We start from the raw sequence: 14816 nt of genomic DNA on the forward strand, positions 1-14816 counted from the left end.
GCTATGAGTAAATCCTTCAATTTCGCAGCACCAGTTACTCATGAGTTTGGAGCTTTTGCCTTAGTTCCAGACCTTGACCTATACAACGCCACAGTAAGCTATTTTGTAAACAAGGTCACAGACCGCTACAATCACGGTATCACATTAGGAAACAGGCGTTTCAGATTCTGGAGCAAGCCCGGAGGACTCATAAACCCAAAGACCGGGAAACAGTCCTTTGAATATATCCTACAGTGGAAAGATTCAGTAGGCGCTTCAAAATGCAACTACACCATAAAGCCACTCTTCGGAGCAGGTACAAAGACAAAGACCGGAAAAGTCCTTAATCTCCCTACAATAGGTGCTCAAATACACATACAATCAAGCTACATAGAACTTGATGAGCACATAAACATAATCGGAGAGTTTATGGATCACATAGATGCTTCAAGATTCAAAGATGCCATAGACCGCTCAAAGTCTACTATCTATCAGATGGCTCGACATGTCAGGTATCATGAAACTCAAGAATTCGCCATGGTTCAGATGCTACAGAAAATAGAATCTGAAAGCTCAATGATGGGTGACTCAAAACTAATCAAAAACATGGTATCAGGAAAGTACGACATGTACAAACTTGATAGCCCGGATTTCTCCATCTGTGGGATCCAGACAAAATATCAGCACTCCGTTAAATCCTATCGTATTAAAAACTTCATGAAGCGTGACCCTTCCGACCCTCTCAGGCATCCAAAGTTAGAAGTGTTCCTGCACTCGGACTCAAAAGAAAATCCATCCTTCAAGGAATATCTGGACCTGAAAAAAGACTTAGACAACCTGCTTATCAAGCTGCTAAGTTTTGTAGATCCTATAGACTTTGTATCTGATTCATATTTTGACGGTGGAAAGCTCTACAAATACAGATATGATCTTCCTAAATGGGATTACAATAAACCCGTTGAACATGATACGAATATAGACTTTAGTTCTCCCAGGAACGCCCTTAAGGTATTGGCTTACATTGGCCTGCAGTCAGAAGGATGTACAGAATTTAAGACCATACAGGAAGCCACAGGAATCCCTAAAAGCTCTCTGTGGCGTTATATCAATATCTGGAAATGTGAAGGTATCATTGAGACAAAAAGAAAGGCAGTAACTCATGTATTTTTCAAATCAAAGAGCTTGTGGAAGCAATCAAAGAAAACCCTTGAGGATATGTGCGTATATTTCAAAATAGGATTTAAGAGGCACTGGGGTCAACTCTTGATAGATTCCGGAGTAATCAGGAACTACAGAGAACGAAAAAAGAACCTTAAGCCTGTCAAAACCTCCACAAAAGAAAAACAATCTATCATAGTTGATGATTTCAGGAAAGCCCGGAGCCTCCGCAAACAGATTAAGGAAGAAGGCTTGTCCGATTCTGTCCGTGTGTTGATAATGTCTAATAAAAGCAACATGCGCCACAGTCGTGTAATATCATAATCGAAGAGGTGAAACCATGAAAGAAAATCAAGAACAAATAAAAGTACTTGCTATAAAGCAGCCCTGGGCTTCTTTGATAGCTGACGGATTCAAAACACTTGAAGTTAGAAGCAGAAACACAAACATAAGAGGACCAATTGCAATCTACGCAAGCAGGACCAAGCCCAAGAACTCAGAACTTGAGCATTACTTTACCTTCATGTCTGGGATGCTTAAGCCAATCCCACCACTCCAGCAGGGGCAAATAATAGCAACTGCTGAGCTGGTAGACTCTTACCCGGTAGGCTCATCAGAGGCATTCAGAATACTGGCTCATAATCACCATAATCCTTTATCATATTATCAAGATGGTCTGCACTTTTGGGAGCTTGAGAACGTGCAAAAAGTGGAGCCTGTAGAGTTCAAGTTTAAGGGTTCTATTGTGTGGAGCAAGATAGATAAGAGCCTGTTGAAGGTGGTCTAAAATGAGTGAACTTACAATTTCAAAGTTTCCTAGTTATCCTGGTTACAATGTTGTAGCTGATGGCAAATATTAGTTTGGTACTATCGAATTAGGCTCAGAAGATCAATGGAAATTTTACCCTAATCAGGGAGGTTTCGATTCATCTGAACTGATCTAGGTAATAGAACTCATGAAGAGTATAGATTCCGATATCCCATAATAAAGGAAGTGTAAACGTTTGGCAAAAAGGATTTGAGTCACTGGTATTATAATACATATATCTTGGATGTGAAAATGTGAAGGATGAAAAAAAAGAATACCTTGTACGCAAAGATATGTATGCGGAAACAGTAAAAAAGAATAAAAAAGTAGGCATGGCAAATATGGTGATATTCAGTATAGGCTTACTCTTGAAATATATAGGCAGACCTGAATTGGGTGGACATTTTATCTGGTTGGGTATTATCATCCTGGTATACGTTTTCGGTTCCAATCTGATGGCAAAATATGAAATGAAAAAATATCAGCTAAAATAAGTAATCAGAAGTCTCTTTTAATCTTTTTTATTGGTGCTAGGTTCGAGTTTGCACACCAAGATTGTATGTTTAGCCTGATTGATGATTTCTACAGAGTCCAAATTCCATAATCGCCAAGTAAAGGAAAGTGGTGATGGAATCTACATATATATCTTGACAAGGATTTTATATATATGGATAAAAATTTAAAATCTGCAATAAGGCCTGGAATTGATGACACACCACTTGGCTCTATATATTTAACTTTACCAAAATGGCTCCGTGTAATTCTTCTTCTTGCAGCAATAATCTCAACATCAGTACTTTTGTTGTATCCTACAATCCGGGCATTATTAATGGTTCCGATTCTACTTATTTTTTTAATCATTGATATTATTTATTTGATCAAGGAATTAAAAAGAAATTGATTATCATAAGAGCAGTTTATTCAATAAGAGAAACCTAAACTGCCAAGTAAAGGAAACAGGGATGAAGATAACCCATAATAAAGGAAATCAAAAGTTTTTTAAGGTTTAAACTAACCATTTAATAAAATATATTTGTAGGGTGGGGTTTTATGAGAAATTATTTTCATCTAAAATGGATAACAATCGCATTTGTTCTTGTTCTTGTCATATCTACTGTAGCATTTTCTATGTGGGATAAAAGTAAAAGTGACGGTGAAACAGAAGCAATTGAACAAGTAAATAATACATCTTCATCTCAGGATAATGTAGAGGAAGAAATAGAAATAACAAAATATACTTTCACTAATTACGGTGGGGAAATATACACTCCTGAACCAATGGAATTTGGTTCTAATATTGAAAATGACAGTGTAATTCTGGGAAATGCAACTGAAAGAAAGCATATACTGCTTCAATTTTATGCTACTCCAAATGAAAGCCAAAGGCAAATTTTGCAAGATTCTGGTGTTCGATATATAAGAGGAGGGGGGGCTTTTACTATGATTGTTTCAATGCCAGCAAACCTAACTCCTGCAGACATATCTAATAAAAGTGGTCTTCGCTGGATGGGGGAGATACCTGTTGAGAATAAGTATGACCCTAGTTTTGGTTTAAACGTGCCAGCGTGGGCAAAAACAGATAACGATCAGGTAAAATTGTGGTTAGCCTTCTATGAGGATGTAACTTATGAGGAAGCACAGACGATTTCAAACAAGTATTCTTCATCCACTCCCATATTTGAGATGTATCCTTATTCATACAATTCTATCATAGTAACAAATGAAAGCAATCTCACAGTTATAGCAACTGAAGACGCTATAGAAAGAATAGTTTTTGGAGGAGATGAGCCAGTTCCTGAATAAGTAATATGCAACAAATGTAATTCTTAATTGGATTTTGTTTAGTAGTCCTAAACTGCCAAGTAAAGGAAATAAGGATGAAGATAACCCATAATAAAGGAAATCAAAAGTTTTTTAAGGCTTAAACTGACAATTTAATAAAATAGATTTGTTGGATGAAGTTTTATGAGAAACGATTTACATCTTAAATGGGTAACAATCGCATTTGTTGCTGTTCTTGTCATATCTGCTGTAGCATTTTCTATGTGGGATCAAAGTAGAAGTAACGATGAAACCGAAGTAGTTGAACAAGTGAATAATACCACATCATCTCAAGAAAATACAGAAGAAGAACTAGAAATAACGGAGTATACTTTCGAAAACTATGGCGGTAAGATATACACTCCAGAACCAATGGAATTTGGAGCAAATCTCATCAATGGGACTATACCGGAAAATACATCCATATATAACGAAACTGAAAGAAAACACGTAATGCTCCAGTTTTATTCAATTCCCTTTGAAGAACAACTGGAATTATTAGAGGAGTGTGGAGTTCACCGCGTAGGAGTTGCTGCAGAATATACATACATATTTTCAATGCCAGAAATTTTAACTGCTGCAGACCTACCAGCCGATAGCGGACTCCGGTGGATGGGTGAATTACCTGTTAAGAACAAGTACGACCATAGTTTTGGGTTAAACGTCCCGGAGAGGGCAAGAACAGATGATGGACAGGTAGAATTGTGGCTAGCTTTCTATGAAGATGTTACCTATGAGGAAGCACAGGTAATTGCAAGTAAATACTCAACGTCTGCTCCCAAATTTGAAATGTATCCCTATTCATTCAATTCTATAATAATAACAAATGAAAGCAATCTCACAGTTATAGCAGCTGAAGACTCCATACAAAGATTTACTTTTGGGGGAGAGGTGCTTGTTCCTGAATAAGTAATATGCAACAAATGTTATTCTTAATTGGATTTTGTTTAGTAATCCTAAACCGCCAAAAAGAGGAAATAGTATTCAGAAAATACATTTTGATGAGGTTAAATATGAAAGAACTTCCCCTTAGTATGCGTTGCTCTCGTTGTGGTCATCTATTAATCCCATCACCATCTCAAAAGTTATGGTGCATTGAATGTGATATTTGTTATGATGCTTCATGGCATGATTACACGGCTATGTCTATGATGGTTAAAAGATTTTTAAAAGACGTTGAATCAAAATTGGATGAAATGAATGGTGCATCGTAACACTTTTGCGACTTCCAACGACATACTCGAAAAACGTTATTTTCCTTTTATACTATCTCGGTTTTTGTGTCATCATTAGAGGGCGTGGAAAATAATTTCCTATTAGTTTGACTAATCGGAAGCTATGATTCTACAAAACACTAGGTTTATGTAACTCAAACCCACCCTGCTAATCTTCTCTTTATCTCAATCCGTTCTGCAGGAGTGAAGGGTAATCCCTGGTAATGCTGCAGGGAAGTTATCCTATCATGGCCTTGTCTCAGATAGACAACGTTCTCAGGTACTTCTGCAGCTATCATCCAGGACTCTATACTTTTCCGGGTAGTTTTGGCACTAAAACCTATTGGGTCAAGTCCTGCATTCTCAGCCCACCTCTTTAAGCTCTGGTTCCATCCCTGGATAGAGGAAGGTTTAGGATCTTCATGGAACTGTGTTATGATCTCCTGCAGCAAGTCAGGAAGGGGATGTATGTATCGATCTAATTGCTTACGTTTAACTTTCTTCTGAGCATGTTCAGGTAGATGAATTGTATTCCTGCTTTTAAGATACCATTCAGGATTACCATGGAACCTTTCAAACTCTGCGTATCTCATTCCAGACCAGAACAAAATTAAGAATCTCCTTCTCAGGTAAGGCTTATCTATCTGTGAAAGAATCTTATCATAATCATTGGGTGTTAGAACCCGAATCTTTTTTACAAAAATAGAATCCATATTTATATTTAGGTTTTGTTAAAACTTAAACATTATTATCTGTTATTCCTTCAAAAATTCCTTCCAGCACATCCGGCAGTAGAAATAATGTTTAAGTTTTATGTTAAAACTACAACATACATTATTGTATTTTTATGAAAGTAACCCCGTATGATTTCCGCTGGAAGTGTATTTTTCAATGTATGCTGTGGGACTGTAAAAACAGGGTTCTTTTTTTCTCTAAAAATTAGCCGGTAGCGATTTTAGAAAATGGGTGCTACATTTTGAAATCATGTGTACCCAGCATTTACGCCGCTGCGCGGCGTCCGAGGCTTTTTTGATGGGTTCCCTTAGGTACACGATTAAGGGGTATGTCTCACTCGCTGAGACACTCAACAAAACAACCATGATTTTTAACTCTACAACATTGCAGTTGAAACTGAGGTAATAGTATTCTAAGTTCTATATTGAAGTGTGGATCTTCCTGACAGGTTCCCAGGTATCCAGCCACCACCCTGCACCCTCCCCGGCTCCCCCGGACCTCCCAAAATTAGCAAGGAAACAAAGGTTTCTCTCCAGTTTTTCCAGTTCTCTTATGTTTGTATGTACATACATATATTAAACTAAAAAATAGGTGACAATGTCGCTATTTTATCATTGTTATAAATCTGTAAAGATAATCTCTATATTTTGGTGATAAAGTCACTATTTTTATAAAGAATATATTATGGGAGTTCTTACTTAACCTTGATAAAATATGTCCGATATCAATAAACATCCTGACAATGAGCCTGAGAAGGGCGGTATAGTTCAGAAAGGAACAACAAAGCGTTTGAGAGTTGCAAGTCTATTTTCCCTTGTATCAATGGCTCTCATGACTGGTTTTGCATCAGCTGAAACAGTCAATTGGTCTGAAATAACAACCATGCTTGATGGAATAGTTACAATTTTCCCATCTATCAGCGCAATGATAACAGGGATTGTACCAACTCTGATGATTCTTGCTGTAGTTGGTTTTGTAATGCGTTTCTTCAAGTCCATCATCAAGATCATTGAAAGCGCAACGACCATCTTTAAGTGAGCGGCACTCATGAACCGCCTTTCTCTTTTTTTCCTTTCAATTCTGTTACTATCCAGCATAGCCAGTGCTTCAAATGTCACTTTCTCAGACCTTGACATGGGAGGGGCAAAAGAGATAATGATCTATAAAGCTGAATCTGCAACAGGCCAACCCGTACTAATTGGAACCTTCAATAGTACGGATTCAATAGAGCTTGATTCAAGCTATGATTATCTTATCGTCTTCCAGCCAGGAATTGATTATTGGTATTCCAATCCGTTGAACTCCCTTGATCTGTTCAATAGAGAAACTCCTTCTTTGCTCTCCTTTGTAGCATTCTTTGTAGTGATCGTAGGAGTATCAAAAATAATATTCAGGTAGTGGAATCATGGGATTATTAAAGAAAGGCGAAAATGAAAATGTGCTATTAATAGGAAAAGGCTGCAAATCTCTGGAAGTCAAAAAGCTAACCAAAGTAGGCAATTTCCTCAATGATTCTCTTGTCGATAAAGAATATGCGGTACTTCATGACCCCATAGAACTAAAACTAAGCTCCACAAAAAAAATGATGTGTTATCTTGTTGACAAAGAAAAAGGCGTAACTGTTGAAATATCAAAAGATGCCAGTGTTTTAGATCTAAAAACAAGTCCTACCCTTCTATCTAAGGTCGTTGATACTTCCCTTCTGGAAGAAGCATTCGGCCTCAAACCTACAACCCGATCCTTGATAATGGCGTTCATCTTCGGGGGTATTCTCGGACTTCTATTCTGAGGTGATACCATGACAGATGAATCAAAAATAGATGCAGCGCTGGATAAATCAGTAAGTAAATACTCAGCCGATGCACAAAAGAATAGAGCCATAGGTGAGCTTGTAACATCAAAAGAAGATTCGATGTTTGACCTCACCGAACCACAAATAGCCACAGTAGCACTATTCCGAGCCTTTGACAAAAGCGTAGTTGAAATTCCAGGCATGATGTCATTTTTTGAAAACTATGCAAGTCTATCACGCAGCAAGGAACGTGCCGGAAGATATGAATACGCAGCCAGTCACGCACAAAAGCTCCTATCATACGTAAAAAGTCTCCCTCAAACCTCTCCAGATATGGGGCAGCCTGAACCACAAAATACCCAGAAAAAAGGCGCATTATCATGGCTTTGGGGGTCACGCTAATGAGTAGAAATTATTCTCCTCTCTCGTATCACTTAGGCGAGGCTCTCCTATCCTTGATTTATACAACTAATGCTTCACTCTATCAGCGTACAAACCTCATAGCTCTCATCCTTTCAGACGTTGAAGCCATGTTAGCATGGAGTGACAAAGACAAAAGCACCATAGAATCAATAAAAGGCCGTGTCGAAGTTCTCAGAGATTCATATGAGCCAATCTTAGATGACTATGAAGGAGTCATTGAAAAACGCATAGCCTATGAAAAGAAGCTCGATATAACACGTACTGAACTGATCAAGGTCATAGAATCAAATAACCTTGTATCTGCATCAATGCTGAAAGAGATCCAGGGTACTAAATGGGGGAAAGATAGCCAATGATTCCTCCATCCAACCTCTCAAACCTCACCTTAGCACCAACAAACCAGATTCAATATATGGCCATGACTTGGCATGATTTCCAGACAGTATGCATAATAGTTGCAATAATATCTATGTGCATAGGCTATGGAATAAATGAACTCTGGCACAGGCACAACTGCAAAAAGGAGGTGTAAACATGGGCTGGCAAACTCTCTTTTCCCGTCAATTCCTAAAAAAGCCAGGTGAACACCTCTTAGTATTGGGTATAACAGGAGGTGGAAAAACCCAGGATCTAATATGGCTGCTCGAAGGGATCCTAAAGGAAGCACCCAATGAAACAGTACTATGGAACGATTCAGGGAAATCAAACGAGATCCTCTTAGTCGCTCAGCTTGCACCAATAAACATAATCATGCCCGAAGGTATGGATATTAACATCAAGTGTGAAAATGCAGACATTAAGAAAAGCTGGTTTACTGATCCTAAAGAAGTGTGGTTCAATCTGGAAAAAGGCCGTGTAAACGTGCTGTGTGTTGAACCATTCATAAGAAGCCCGAAAAACTTCACTCCTGTAATAACTGCCATCTTCTCAGACCTCATAGACTTAGCTCATGATTACAAAATACCCGTTCCTCTCTCCATATTCTATGATGAATTTCACTTAGTAGCACCTGCAAAAGGTCATGCATTTGACAAAAAACACTCTTCCTTCGGTTCAGAGATCCAGTACAACATTGAAAGGCTCAGAAGTCTTAAGGTCCGTTTCATAGCCTCGACCCATCACTGGCACAAAATACGCAAGGGTGTACGCTCTTCCTTTAATTGGTTCATGATTAATCGGGGTGGATCCTTTAGCTCAGAAGAGCAACCCAAACTTAGCAGATTCAATAAACGCTATGAAAAAATGTCTGTAGAAGATGCTATAATAGCATTCCCAAACAAGACATTTACCGACATTATGAAAATCCCATATTACGGAGAAGGCTCAGACTTTGGCTATGTTCGATATCTCGGAAAACTAACACCCGGAGAGCAGACAAGCAAACCAGCATCAATAGAAGCTAATCAGCTTTCTCAAGGAATTATGACGTAGGATAATAAGCTTAGCTATCCATTTTGAAAATATAGGAAGGTGTTGTTTGTGGCTGAATCTATAGTAATGCGTAGGATACTGAAATTAGAAGCAAAAAACCGAGTGAAAACTAATCCCTACATAGAAAAAGAACTGCTTGAAACGATGGTAAAAGAAGGCTATGACATCTCAAATACGATGAACATAGCTCTTGAGAAACATCTTATGCAGAAAGGGGTAAATATTAGGGTTTCAGGCGGTGCAACATGAAGAAAACGTTTATTTTCCTTGCTTTGTTCATCATTTCAATATCCACAGCATCTGCAATGGTTTATGACATTTTTGATAATCCACATATCATTATTCCTTACCAAGAAGATCATTATTTGGTCGGCACAGATTCTACTACAGATGATATTTACGATTTTTATTCATCTTTGGATTCAAGTTCCTTGTTAATCAACGATTTCACAGGTTTAGTAGATGCGGATATGCTTCCAGATGGGAAATTGGTATTTGCAATTTACCCCGGTTCTGGGGATGGAATTGTTATTGCGTGTGACCGTCCAACAGGAATACTAGAATATCCAACGGCTACGGAATCCTTCTCTACGTTAGCCATCATTTCAGGCGCTATATATAGCATGGCAGTAGATCAGGACACAGGCGATATATATGTTGCTTCAGGGAAAACAGTTTATCAATTAACTGCGCCTTCTTACTCATCATCTGTTCTATGTACTATTCCATCTGAGTATTATAGAATTGAATCGTTGGCAATGCATCCCGATGGTTTGCTAATCGGTACAAAGTCCAATAATAACGTTCCGCGATATGCTACAGTATATCTTTATGATGGTACTTTGAATGAGATGTATAAGTGGTCAGAGGATGGGGCCGAACCTGAAATATCCGCAATGGCTGCGACTGAATCAGGAGATATATATTTTGCTTCTTGGCAAGCAAATACAGCTTATGCAACTACTGTCTATACCGATGTTGAGGGTTCCACTCCTACTAGACGGTGTATAGGTCGTGTTAATGCAACAAGCGGCAAGGCATCATTAATTGGTACGGTGTCTTATCGTGTTGATGATATTGTGATCAATGATGCAGGTATCATATATTGTGCACAGAGTACCAATGACAAGATAATCACATATTCTACAGTTGATCTCTCCGGTGGTTATGTTGTTTATAATGCTCCTTCTGATTCAGGGGATAGTTCATCAGATTCAAACACCACTTCAATATTAGGTGACTCCCACGAATGGACCAATGATGAAATAGCCACATCAAGCCGCCAAATAGTACCGCCAATATTCTTTATAGTGCTGTTAATGTTCTTCATGTATGTGATTGGAGGCAATTGATGAGGCTGTACATAGCTTCCTTAATTGCTCTTCTTTTACTGGTCCTCCCTGCAAGTGCCACAGATACGACCATAGAAGGAGTAAGCTCTCAATATCTCGATGCAGCAGAAGGAAATGTATTTTCTTATATCCAGTTGCATAATGTTGATCCTGCATCTGTAACATCATTGTATCTTGATACTGATACCTACACATTCGATGCAGACATAACTTATCTTAACTGGTACTCATCCCAGGTACAAACATCATTCTTTAGCAAAATAGAGAATACTACGTACTCATTCTCTGATACCTGGTATCATTTGCCAGTTGATGATCTGTCTTTTCAGTTCGGTTCCAAAGATGACTTCTTAGAAGGACTTGCTGCAGGAGGTCCTAACATCCCTCTAACGATGTACAATGCAACAGTTTATCCTCCGCAATACTTCGATTTTTCAAGTGATGCAGCAATAGATGTAACTTATCACGAAGTAGAATTTGATAGTGCAGCATTCACCCTCACAGATGCAATAAAAAATATAATTGAAAAAGTGCCAATCGTAGGCCCTCATGTAGTTTTAGCCCTCTCACTAACTGGCAGCATAGCAGCTACATTTTACACTTATGCAGTTTTCACAATAGAGAATTGGGCTATCCTGTTAATGACCTTTGAAACCTTCGTACTATTCCGGGCAGTTATCATAATGCAGGGAAGAGGCAAGCAATCAAAGAAAATATCAAAGGCTCTAACATCCATTGTCAGTGACAACAAAGCAATGTTAGAGTTCATGATCAACGTATTCACAAAGATCATAGAGCTTGTCTACTCTGCAATCAAAGCCATAGGCGCATGGATTCCTTTTACCTGAGGGAGCAGTATGTCATTTATTCGGGATATTGCTCCTGGTATCCTTCTTTTCTTTCTTGGGGACCTTGCAACAACCTACTACGGCCTGATGTCAGGCTTCACAGAACAGAACCCAATAGCAAACGGAGCTTACTATGCATACGGCTTTGAAGTGCTCATAGCGGCTAAAATCCTTTTCTTTTCACTGCTATATTTGCTCTATAAGCTGGCAAATAAAAGATATTGGAATGCAACAGCCAGGACAGTATCATGCGTGGGGCTATACATTACAATCAAAAACGCTCTCTTGGTATTCTGACAACTAACCTAATCATATAATATAAAAACCTTTATATTTGAAAAACCATTATCAAATAATGGAAGTATATAGGATTTGCAAATTAAGTACTATCCAAATGAAAATATCACATAAATGAATTATTTTCGCAATAAATAGCCACTGGAGTTTTATGCAAACGCTGGTAATCTGTATAGACAGGGACAATGATATTGGTGAAAAGGCCAACGTCCGGGCACCTCTCATTGGAAGGGAAGTTAACATAGATGCTGCTGTAAGGCTTGCAACAGCAGACCCTGAAGATTCTGACACAAATACGATCTTCGGTGGAGTTAAGGTACTTGACGAGCTCATTGCAAAGGGTATTGATGCGGAAATTGTAACTCTTGCAGGTGATAAGAACGTAGGTATCATTTCTGACCAGATAATCGTTAACCAGCTTGATACGATCCTGAAACAGTTCAAGGCTGAATCTGCTATCTTTATTTCAGACGGTGCAGAGGATGAGAATCTCCTACCCATCGTTCAGTCAAGGATTAAGATAGATTCTGTTAAGCGAATTGTTGTTATGCAAAGCGCAAACCTCGAAAGTACTTATTATATCATCAAACACGCGTTCAATGATCCTAAGATATCACAGACCTTTTTTGTACCTCTTGGTCTTGCATCATTGATATACGCATTTTTCCTTTTGATAGACTATCCTCAGGGTGCCATCATTGGTATTCTTGCAGCAGTCGGTATATATATGCTCTACAGGGGATTCACTGACACCATCAACCTTTTCTGGGATAAGATGAAAGATTCGTTTTACTCGGGAAGAATGTCATTTTTCACTTACACAACGGCTGCTGTTGTAGCAGTAGTTGCTACTATAATCGGTTTTATCAACATATGGGAACTTTACACAAGACAAGGTGTCTGGTACTATGGGATAATACCTCTGGCGACAGTATTCATTCACTCTACGGTCTGGCTGTACACTGGAGCTATTCTGTTTGCGGATATAGGAAAGATCATTGACCGTCGTAAGCATGGAAAGTCTGTGGTAAATTATATCATACCTGCCTTCTTCGTAACGTCCATAGGCTTGCTTTTCTGGGGTGCCAGTTCATACCTCATGTCAGCAGATCCTGTAATAAGTGGTTCTTCAGCATCCGGAATTGGGGTCCAGTACTTCGTATACTCGGTGATATTTGCCATAGTAGTTGCTCTTGCAGGAATTAAGATATCTTCTGATGAAAAAACAAAAGAGCTGAAAGGGAAGAAAAAGAAGAGATAAAAGGGTTATTCAATGCAAGACAGTATGAATGGACTTGAGGAAATACCCAAATTTGATATTGCTATAATCGGCGGTGTCAATTCTTTTTTCCCGGAATGTCAGAATAAGATAAGTGTTGACACACATTTTGGCAATGTGGATGTATCCATTTATGAGATTGCAGGCAGGGATGTGGCGGTCATACCCCGACATTCAGACGGTGGTAAACATGTCCCGCCTCACATGATAAATTACCGTGCCAATGTCTGTGCTGTCTCAAAACTTGGTGTTAAGCGTGTCATTTCCACAAATTCCGTGGGGACAATGGATAACCATCCCATAGGTAGTTTTGTACTCGCAGATGATTTTCTGGATCTTACTAAAAACAGGACATCCACTTTTTATGATCACAGGACTGTGCATGTGGATGTCTCAGAGCCGTATTGTCCGGAGATAAAGGAAGGGCTGAAGCATTCCCTTAGGAAAATGAATATTGGCTTTTCAGAAGGGGTCTATGTTTGCACCGAAGGTCCGAGATTTGAGTCCAGGGCTGAGATCAGGATGATGAGTCAGTTCGGGGATATTGTAGGTATGACCGGACTACCTGAAGTCGTGCTGGCAAAGGAGTTGAATCTTTGTTATGCATCCATCTGCACGGTAACCAATAATGCCAGTGGTCTGAGCGAAGGTAAACTAACTGTAAGTGAAGTGCTGGAAACGCTTAATGCCACTCAGGAAAAACTGTTTGCTGTACTTTCAGATACAATCCAGAAAATCCCGGAGAGCCGCAATTGTAACTGCTCCCATGCAACGTTGGATGCCTGTCTTTAAAGCTGTAAAAAAAGGATTTCACGGTTAGGCAATATCTCTTGATGTATCTATCTGCACACCTTCTCCGATCTTGAACTTGATTATTTCTGAATTTGGAACCATTCCTCTTATTTTTGGGATGGACAGCGTATTAATGACCTTGTCCGATGCTCTTTCAAGTGATGATTCGAAAATAACATCGGCATTGACAAGAATACTATTCTCAAGATTCTCAGGGTGGCTTCCCTTCAGGCAGTAAAGATATGTCAGGCACTGAAGACTTTTTGTGCTCTCGTAGAGGAGGTTTGTGAATTGTCTTATGGCACCCGGATTAATGCGGAGGTTCATGAAAAAGGAAAAGGAATCTATGATTATATTTATTTCTTCATTCATGGAGTCACTTTGAATGTTACCCAGGTTGTATTCGGCAAATTCCAATATCTTTGAATCAACATACTCATTGCCTAAGTTTTCTACCATGTCACCTTGTGAGCTGAAGTAATATTCACTGTAAATATCCACGAAAATGATATTGGATGGATCAAAACCTGCATTGATTATGTCGGCAAGAACAAATTTTGGTCTTCTTTCAGTGGTGAAATAATATGTTTTTCGGGACTGTGTAAATTGGTAAAGAAAGATTTCGGACATTGAACGTGGATCGGCTGAAAAATATATCGTGGAGCCGGCAGGTAATCCTCCGCCCAGATTCCTGTCAAGGGCAGAGATACTGGTCTTATGAAGCGGTACAGATTCCTGGTAACTAATATCCTGAGGTGATTTTCTTAGATTATCATAAAGGGATTTCTCTCCATAGTCTTCAGAATTCTCTTCATGAGTAAAATTGTTCGCTTCAACGGTATTATTTATACTCAGCATCATCGGCCCCCAATATTCATGTATTATTA

22 protein-coding genes are annotated in these 14816 nt (G+C 38.9%); 19 read left to right on the forward strand and 3 right to left on the reverse strand.

Annotated features, from left to right (window positions below; translation table 11 throughout):
- The first annotated feature begins 3 nt into the window (after positions 1–3).
- The 6 genes from V7O66_RS03345 to V7O66_RS03370 all read left to right on the forward strand — a co-directional run bounded on the left by V7O66_RS03345 (position 4) and on the right by V7O66_RS03370 (position 4675).
- Positions 4–1461 carry a hypothetical protein gene (locus V7O66_RS03345; protein ID WP_406661562.1) on the forward strand — a complete coding sequence of 486 codons (1458 nt, stop codon included), beginning with the start codon at positions 4–6 and terminating at the stop codon, positions 1459–1461.
- A 16-nt stretch (positions 1462–1477) separates the two neighbouring features.
- Positions 1478–1924: an ASCH domain-containing protein gene (locus V7O66_RS03350; protein ID WP_406661563.1), complete on the forward strand. Its 447-nt coding sequence runs from the start codon at positions 1478–1480 to the stop codon at positions 1922–1924.
- A gap of 275 nt (positions 1925–2199) precedes the next feature.
- Entirely contained in the window at positions 2200–2439 is a 240-nt protein-coding gene (locus V7O66_RS03355; protein ID WP_406661564.1) for a hypothetical protein, read from the forward strand.
- A 173-nt stretch (positions 2440–2612) separates the two neighbouring features.
- Positions 2613–2846 (forward strand): hypothetical protein, encoded by a 234-nt coding sequence (locus tag V7O66_RS03360; protein ID WP_406661565.1) that lies wholly within the window; start codon positions 2613–2615, stop codon positions 2844–2846.
- Between the two features lie 149 nt (positions 2847–2995).
- Complete coding sequence (locus V7O66_RS03365) at positions 2996–3748, forward strand: hypothetical protein (protein WP_406661331.1); 753 nt, start codon at positions 2996–2998, stop codon at positions 3746–3748.
- A gap of 162 nt (positions 3749–3910) precedes the next feature.
- Positions 3911–4675, forward strand: coding sequence for a hypothetical protein (locus tag V7O66_RS03370; protein WP_406661566.1), 765 nt, complete (start codon positions 3911–3913; stop codon positions 4673–4675).
- A gap of 460 nt (positions 4676–5135) precedes the next feature.
- On the opposite strand, the gene V7O66_RS03375 is transcribed toward V7O66_RS03370, so the two are convergent.
- The gene (locus V7O66_RS03375; RefSeq protein WP_406661567.1) at positions 5136–5693 is read right to left on the reverse strand and encodes a site-specific integrase; all 558 of its coding nucleotides are present in this window, start codon (positions 5691–5693) and stop codon (positions 5136–5138) included.
- A gap of 441 nt (positions 5694–6134) precedes the next feature.
- On the reverse strand, positions 6135–6287 hold the full coding sequence (locus tag V7O66_RS03380) for a hypothetical protein (protein ID WP_406661568.1): 153 nt from the start codon (positions 6285–6287) through the stop codon (positions 6135–6137).
- Positions 6288–6429: 142 nt separating this feature from the next.
- On the opposite strand from V7O66_RS03380, the gene V7O66_RS03385 reads away from it, so the two are divergent.
- The 13 genes from V7O66_RS03385 to V7O66_RS03445 all read left to right on the forward strand — a co-directional run bounded on the left by V7O66_RS03385 (position 6430) and on the right by V7O66_RS03445 (position 13929).
- Complete coding sequence (locus tag V7O66_RS03385; RefSeq protein ID WP_406661569.1) at positions 6430–6753, forward strand: hypothetical protein; 324 nt, start codon at positions 6430–6432, stop codon at positions 6751–6753.
- A gap of 9 nt (positions 6754–6762) precedes the next feature.
- On the forward strand, positions 6763–7113 hold the full coding sequence (locus V7O66_RS03390; protein WP_406661570.1) for a hypothetical protein: 351 nt from the start codon (positions 6763–6765) through the stop codon (positions 7111–7113).
- Between the two features lie 7 nt (positions 7114–7120).
- Positions 7121–7504, forward strand: coding sequence for a hypothetical protein (locus V7O66_RS03395; RefSeq protein WP_406661571.1), 384 nt, complete (start codon positions 7121–7123; stop codon positions 7502–7504).
- Positions 7505–7513: 9 nt separating this feature from the next.
- Complete coding sequence (locus V7O66_RS03400) at positions 7514–7909, forward strand: hypothetical protein (protein WP_406661572.1); 396 nt, start codon at positions 7514–7516, stop codon at positions 7907–7909.
- Positions 7909–8286: a hypothetical protein gene (locus tag V7O66_RS03405; protein ID WP_406661573.1), complete on the forward strand. Its 378-nt coding sequence runs from the start codon at positions 7909–7911 to the stop codon at positions 8284–8286. Before V7O66_RS03400 ends, V7O66_RS03405 begins: the two co-directional genes overlap by 1 nt.
- Positions 8283–8462: a hypothetical protein gene (locus V7O66_RS03410; RefSeq protein WP_406661574.1), complete on the forward strand. Its 180-nt coding sequence runs from the start codon at positions 8283–8285 to the stop codon at positions 8460–8462. The genes V7O66_RS03405 and V7O66_RS03410 overlap by 4 nt, the downstream gene beginning before the upstream one ends.
- Positions 8463–8464: 2 nt before the next feature.
- Positions 8465–9361, forward strand: a complete 897-nt coding sequence (locus V7O66_RS03415; protein ID WP_406661575.1) for a hypothetical protein — start codon at positions 8465–8467, stop codon at positions 9359–9361.
- Positions 9362–9409: 48 nt separating this feature from the next.
- On the forward strand, positions 9410–9610 hold the full coding sequence (locus V7O66_RS03420) for a hypothetical protein (protein ID WP_406661576.1): 201 nt from the start codon (positions 9410–9412) through the stop codon (positions 9608–9610).
- Entirely contained in the window at positions 9607–10713 is a 1107-nt protein-coding gene (locus V7O66_RS03425; protein WP_406661577.1) for a hypothetical protein, read from the forward strand. The genes V7O66_RS03420 and V7O66_RS03425 overlap by 4 nt, the downstream gene beginning before the upstream one ends.
- On the forward strand, positions 10713–11561 hold the full coding sequence (locus V7O66_RS03430; protein ID WP_406661578.1) for a hypothetical protein: 849 nt from the start codon (positions 10713–10715) through the stop codon (positions 11559–11561). The genes V7O66_RS03425 and V7O66_RS03430 overlap by 1 nt, the downstream gene beginning before the upstream one ends.
- Before the next feature lie 9 nt (positions 11562–11570).
- Positions 11571–11858 (forward strand): DUF5658 family protein, encoded by a 288-nt coding sequence (locus V7O66_RS03435; protein ID WP_406661579.1) that lies wholly within the window; start codon positions 11571–11573, stop codon positions 11856–11858.
- 151 nt (positions 11859–12009) lie between these two features.
- On the forward strand, positions 12010–13119 hold the full coding sequence (locus tag V7O66_RS03440) for a DUF373 family protein (RefSeq protein ID WP_406661580.1): 1110 nt from the start codon (positions 12010–12012) through the stop codon (positions 13117–13119).
- 12 nt (positions 13120–13131) lie between these two features.
- Entirely contained in the window at positions 13132–13929 is a 798-nt protein-coding gene (locus V7O66_RS03445) for an MTAP family purine nucleoside phosphorylase (protein WP_406661581.1), read from the forward strand.
- A gap of 24 nt (positions 13930–13953) precedes the next feature.
- Here the strand turns inward: V7O66_RS03445 and V7O66_RS03450 are convergent, their stop codons facing one another.
- Entirely contained in the window at positions 13954–14787 is an 834-nt protein-coding gene (locus tag V7O66_RS03450) for an RAD55 family ATPase (protein ID WP_406661582.1), read from the reverse strand.
- Between the last annotated feature and the right edge of the window lie 29 nt (positions 14788–14816).

Origin of the sequence: Methanolobus sp. ZRKC3, assembly GCF_045291275.1 — an archaeon.
Lineage (GTDB): Archaea > Halobacteriota > Methanosarcinia > Methanosarcinales > Methanosarcinaceae > Methanolobus.

What these genes read in the sequence shown, in the direction of transcription:
- V7O66_RS03345 (WP_406661562.1), top strand. Translation starts at nt 4, where the DNA reads ATGAGTAAATCCTTCAATTTCGCAGCACCAGTTACTCATGAGTTTGGA.
- V7O66_RS03350 (WP_406661563.1), top strand. Translation starts at nt 1,478, where the DNA reads ATGAAAGAAAATCAAGAACAAATAAAAGTACTTGCTATAAAGCAGCCC.
- V7O66_RS03360 (WP_406661565.1), top strand. Translation starts at nt 2,613, where the DNA reads ATGGATAAAAATTTAAAATCTGCAATAAGGCCTGGAATTGATGACACA.
- V7O66_RS03365 (WP_406661331.1), top strand. Translation starts at nt 2,996, where the DNA reads ATGAGAAATTATTTTCATCTAAAATGGATAACAATCGCATTTGTTCTT.
- V7O66_RS03370 (WP_406661566.1), top strand. Translation starts at nt 3,911, where the DNA reads ATGAGAAACGATTTACATCTTAAATGGGTAACAATCGCATTTGTTGCT.
- V7O66_RS03375 (WP_406661567.1), bottom strand. Translation starts at nt 5,693, where the DNA reads ATGGATTCTATTTTTGTAAAAAAGATTCGGGTTCTAACACCCAATGAT.
- V7O66_RS03380 (WP_406661568.1), bottom strand. Translation starts at nt 6,287, where the DNA reads ATGTATGTACATACAAACATAAGAGAACTGGAAAAACTGGAGAGAAAC.
- V7O66_RS03385 (WP_406661569.1), top strand. Translation starts at nt 6,430, where the DNA reads ATGTCCGATATCAATAAACATCCTGACAATGAGCCTGAGAAGGGCGGT.
- V7O66_RS03390 (WP_406661570.1), top strand. Translation starts at nt 6,763, where the DNA reads ATGAACCGCCTTTCTCTTTTTTTCCTTTCAATTCTGTTACTATCCAGC.
- V7O66_RS03395 (WP_406661571.1), top strand. Translation starts at nt 7,121, where the DNA reads ATGGGATTATTAAAGAAAGGCGAAAATGAAAATGTGCTATTAATAGGA.
- V7O66_RS03400 (WP_406661572.1), top strand. Translation starts at nt 7,514, where the DNA reads ATGACAGATGAATCAAAAATAGATGCAGCGCTGGATAAATCAGTAAGT.
- V7O66_RS03405 (WP_406661573.1), top strand. Translation starts at nt 7,909, where the DNA reads ATGAGTAGAAATTATTCTCCTCTCTCGTATCACTTAGGCGAGGCTCTC.
- V7O66_RS03410 (WP_406661574.1), top strand. Translation starts at nt 8,283, where the DNA reads ATGATTCCTCCATCCAACCTCTCAAACCTCACCTTAGCACCAACAAAC.
- V7O66_RS03415 (WP_406661575.1), top strand. Translation starts at nt 8,465, where the DNA reads ATGGGCTGGCAAACTCTCTTTTCCCGTCAATTCCTAAAAAAGCCAGGT.
- V7O66_RS03425 (WP_406661577.1), top strand. Translation starts at nt 9,607, where the DNA reads ATGAAGAAAACGTTTATTTTCCTTGCTTTGTTCATCATTTCAATATCC.
- V7O66_RS03430 (WP_406661578.1), top strand. Translation starts at nt 10,713, where the DNA reads ATGAGGCTGTACATAGCTTCCTTAATTGCTCTTCTTTTACTGGTCCTC.
- V7O66_RS03435 (WP_406661579.1), top strand. Translation starts at nt 11,571, where the DNA reads ATGTCATTTATTCGGGATATTGCTCCTGGTATCCTTCTTTTCTTTCTT.
- V7O66_RS03440 (WP_406661580.1), top strand. Translation starts at nt 12,010, where the DNA reads ATGCAAACGCTGGTAATCTGTATAGACAGGGACAATGATATTGGTGAA.
- V7O66_RS03445 (WP_406661581.1), top strand. Translation starts at nt 13,132, where the DNA reads ATGCAAGACAGTATGAATGGACTTGAGGAAATACCCAAATTTGATATT.
- V7O66_RS03450 (WP_406661582.1), bottom strand. Translation starts at nt 14,787, where the DNA reads ATGCTGAGTATAAATAATACCGTTGAAGCGAACAATTTTACTCATGAA.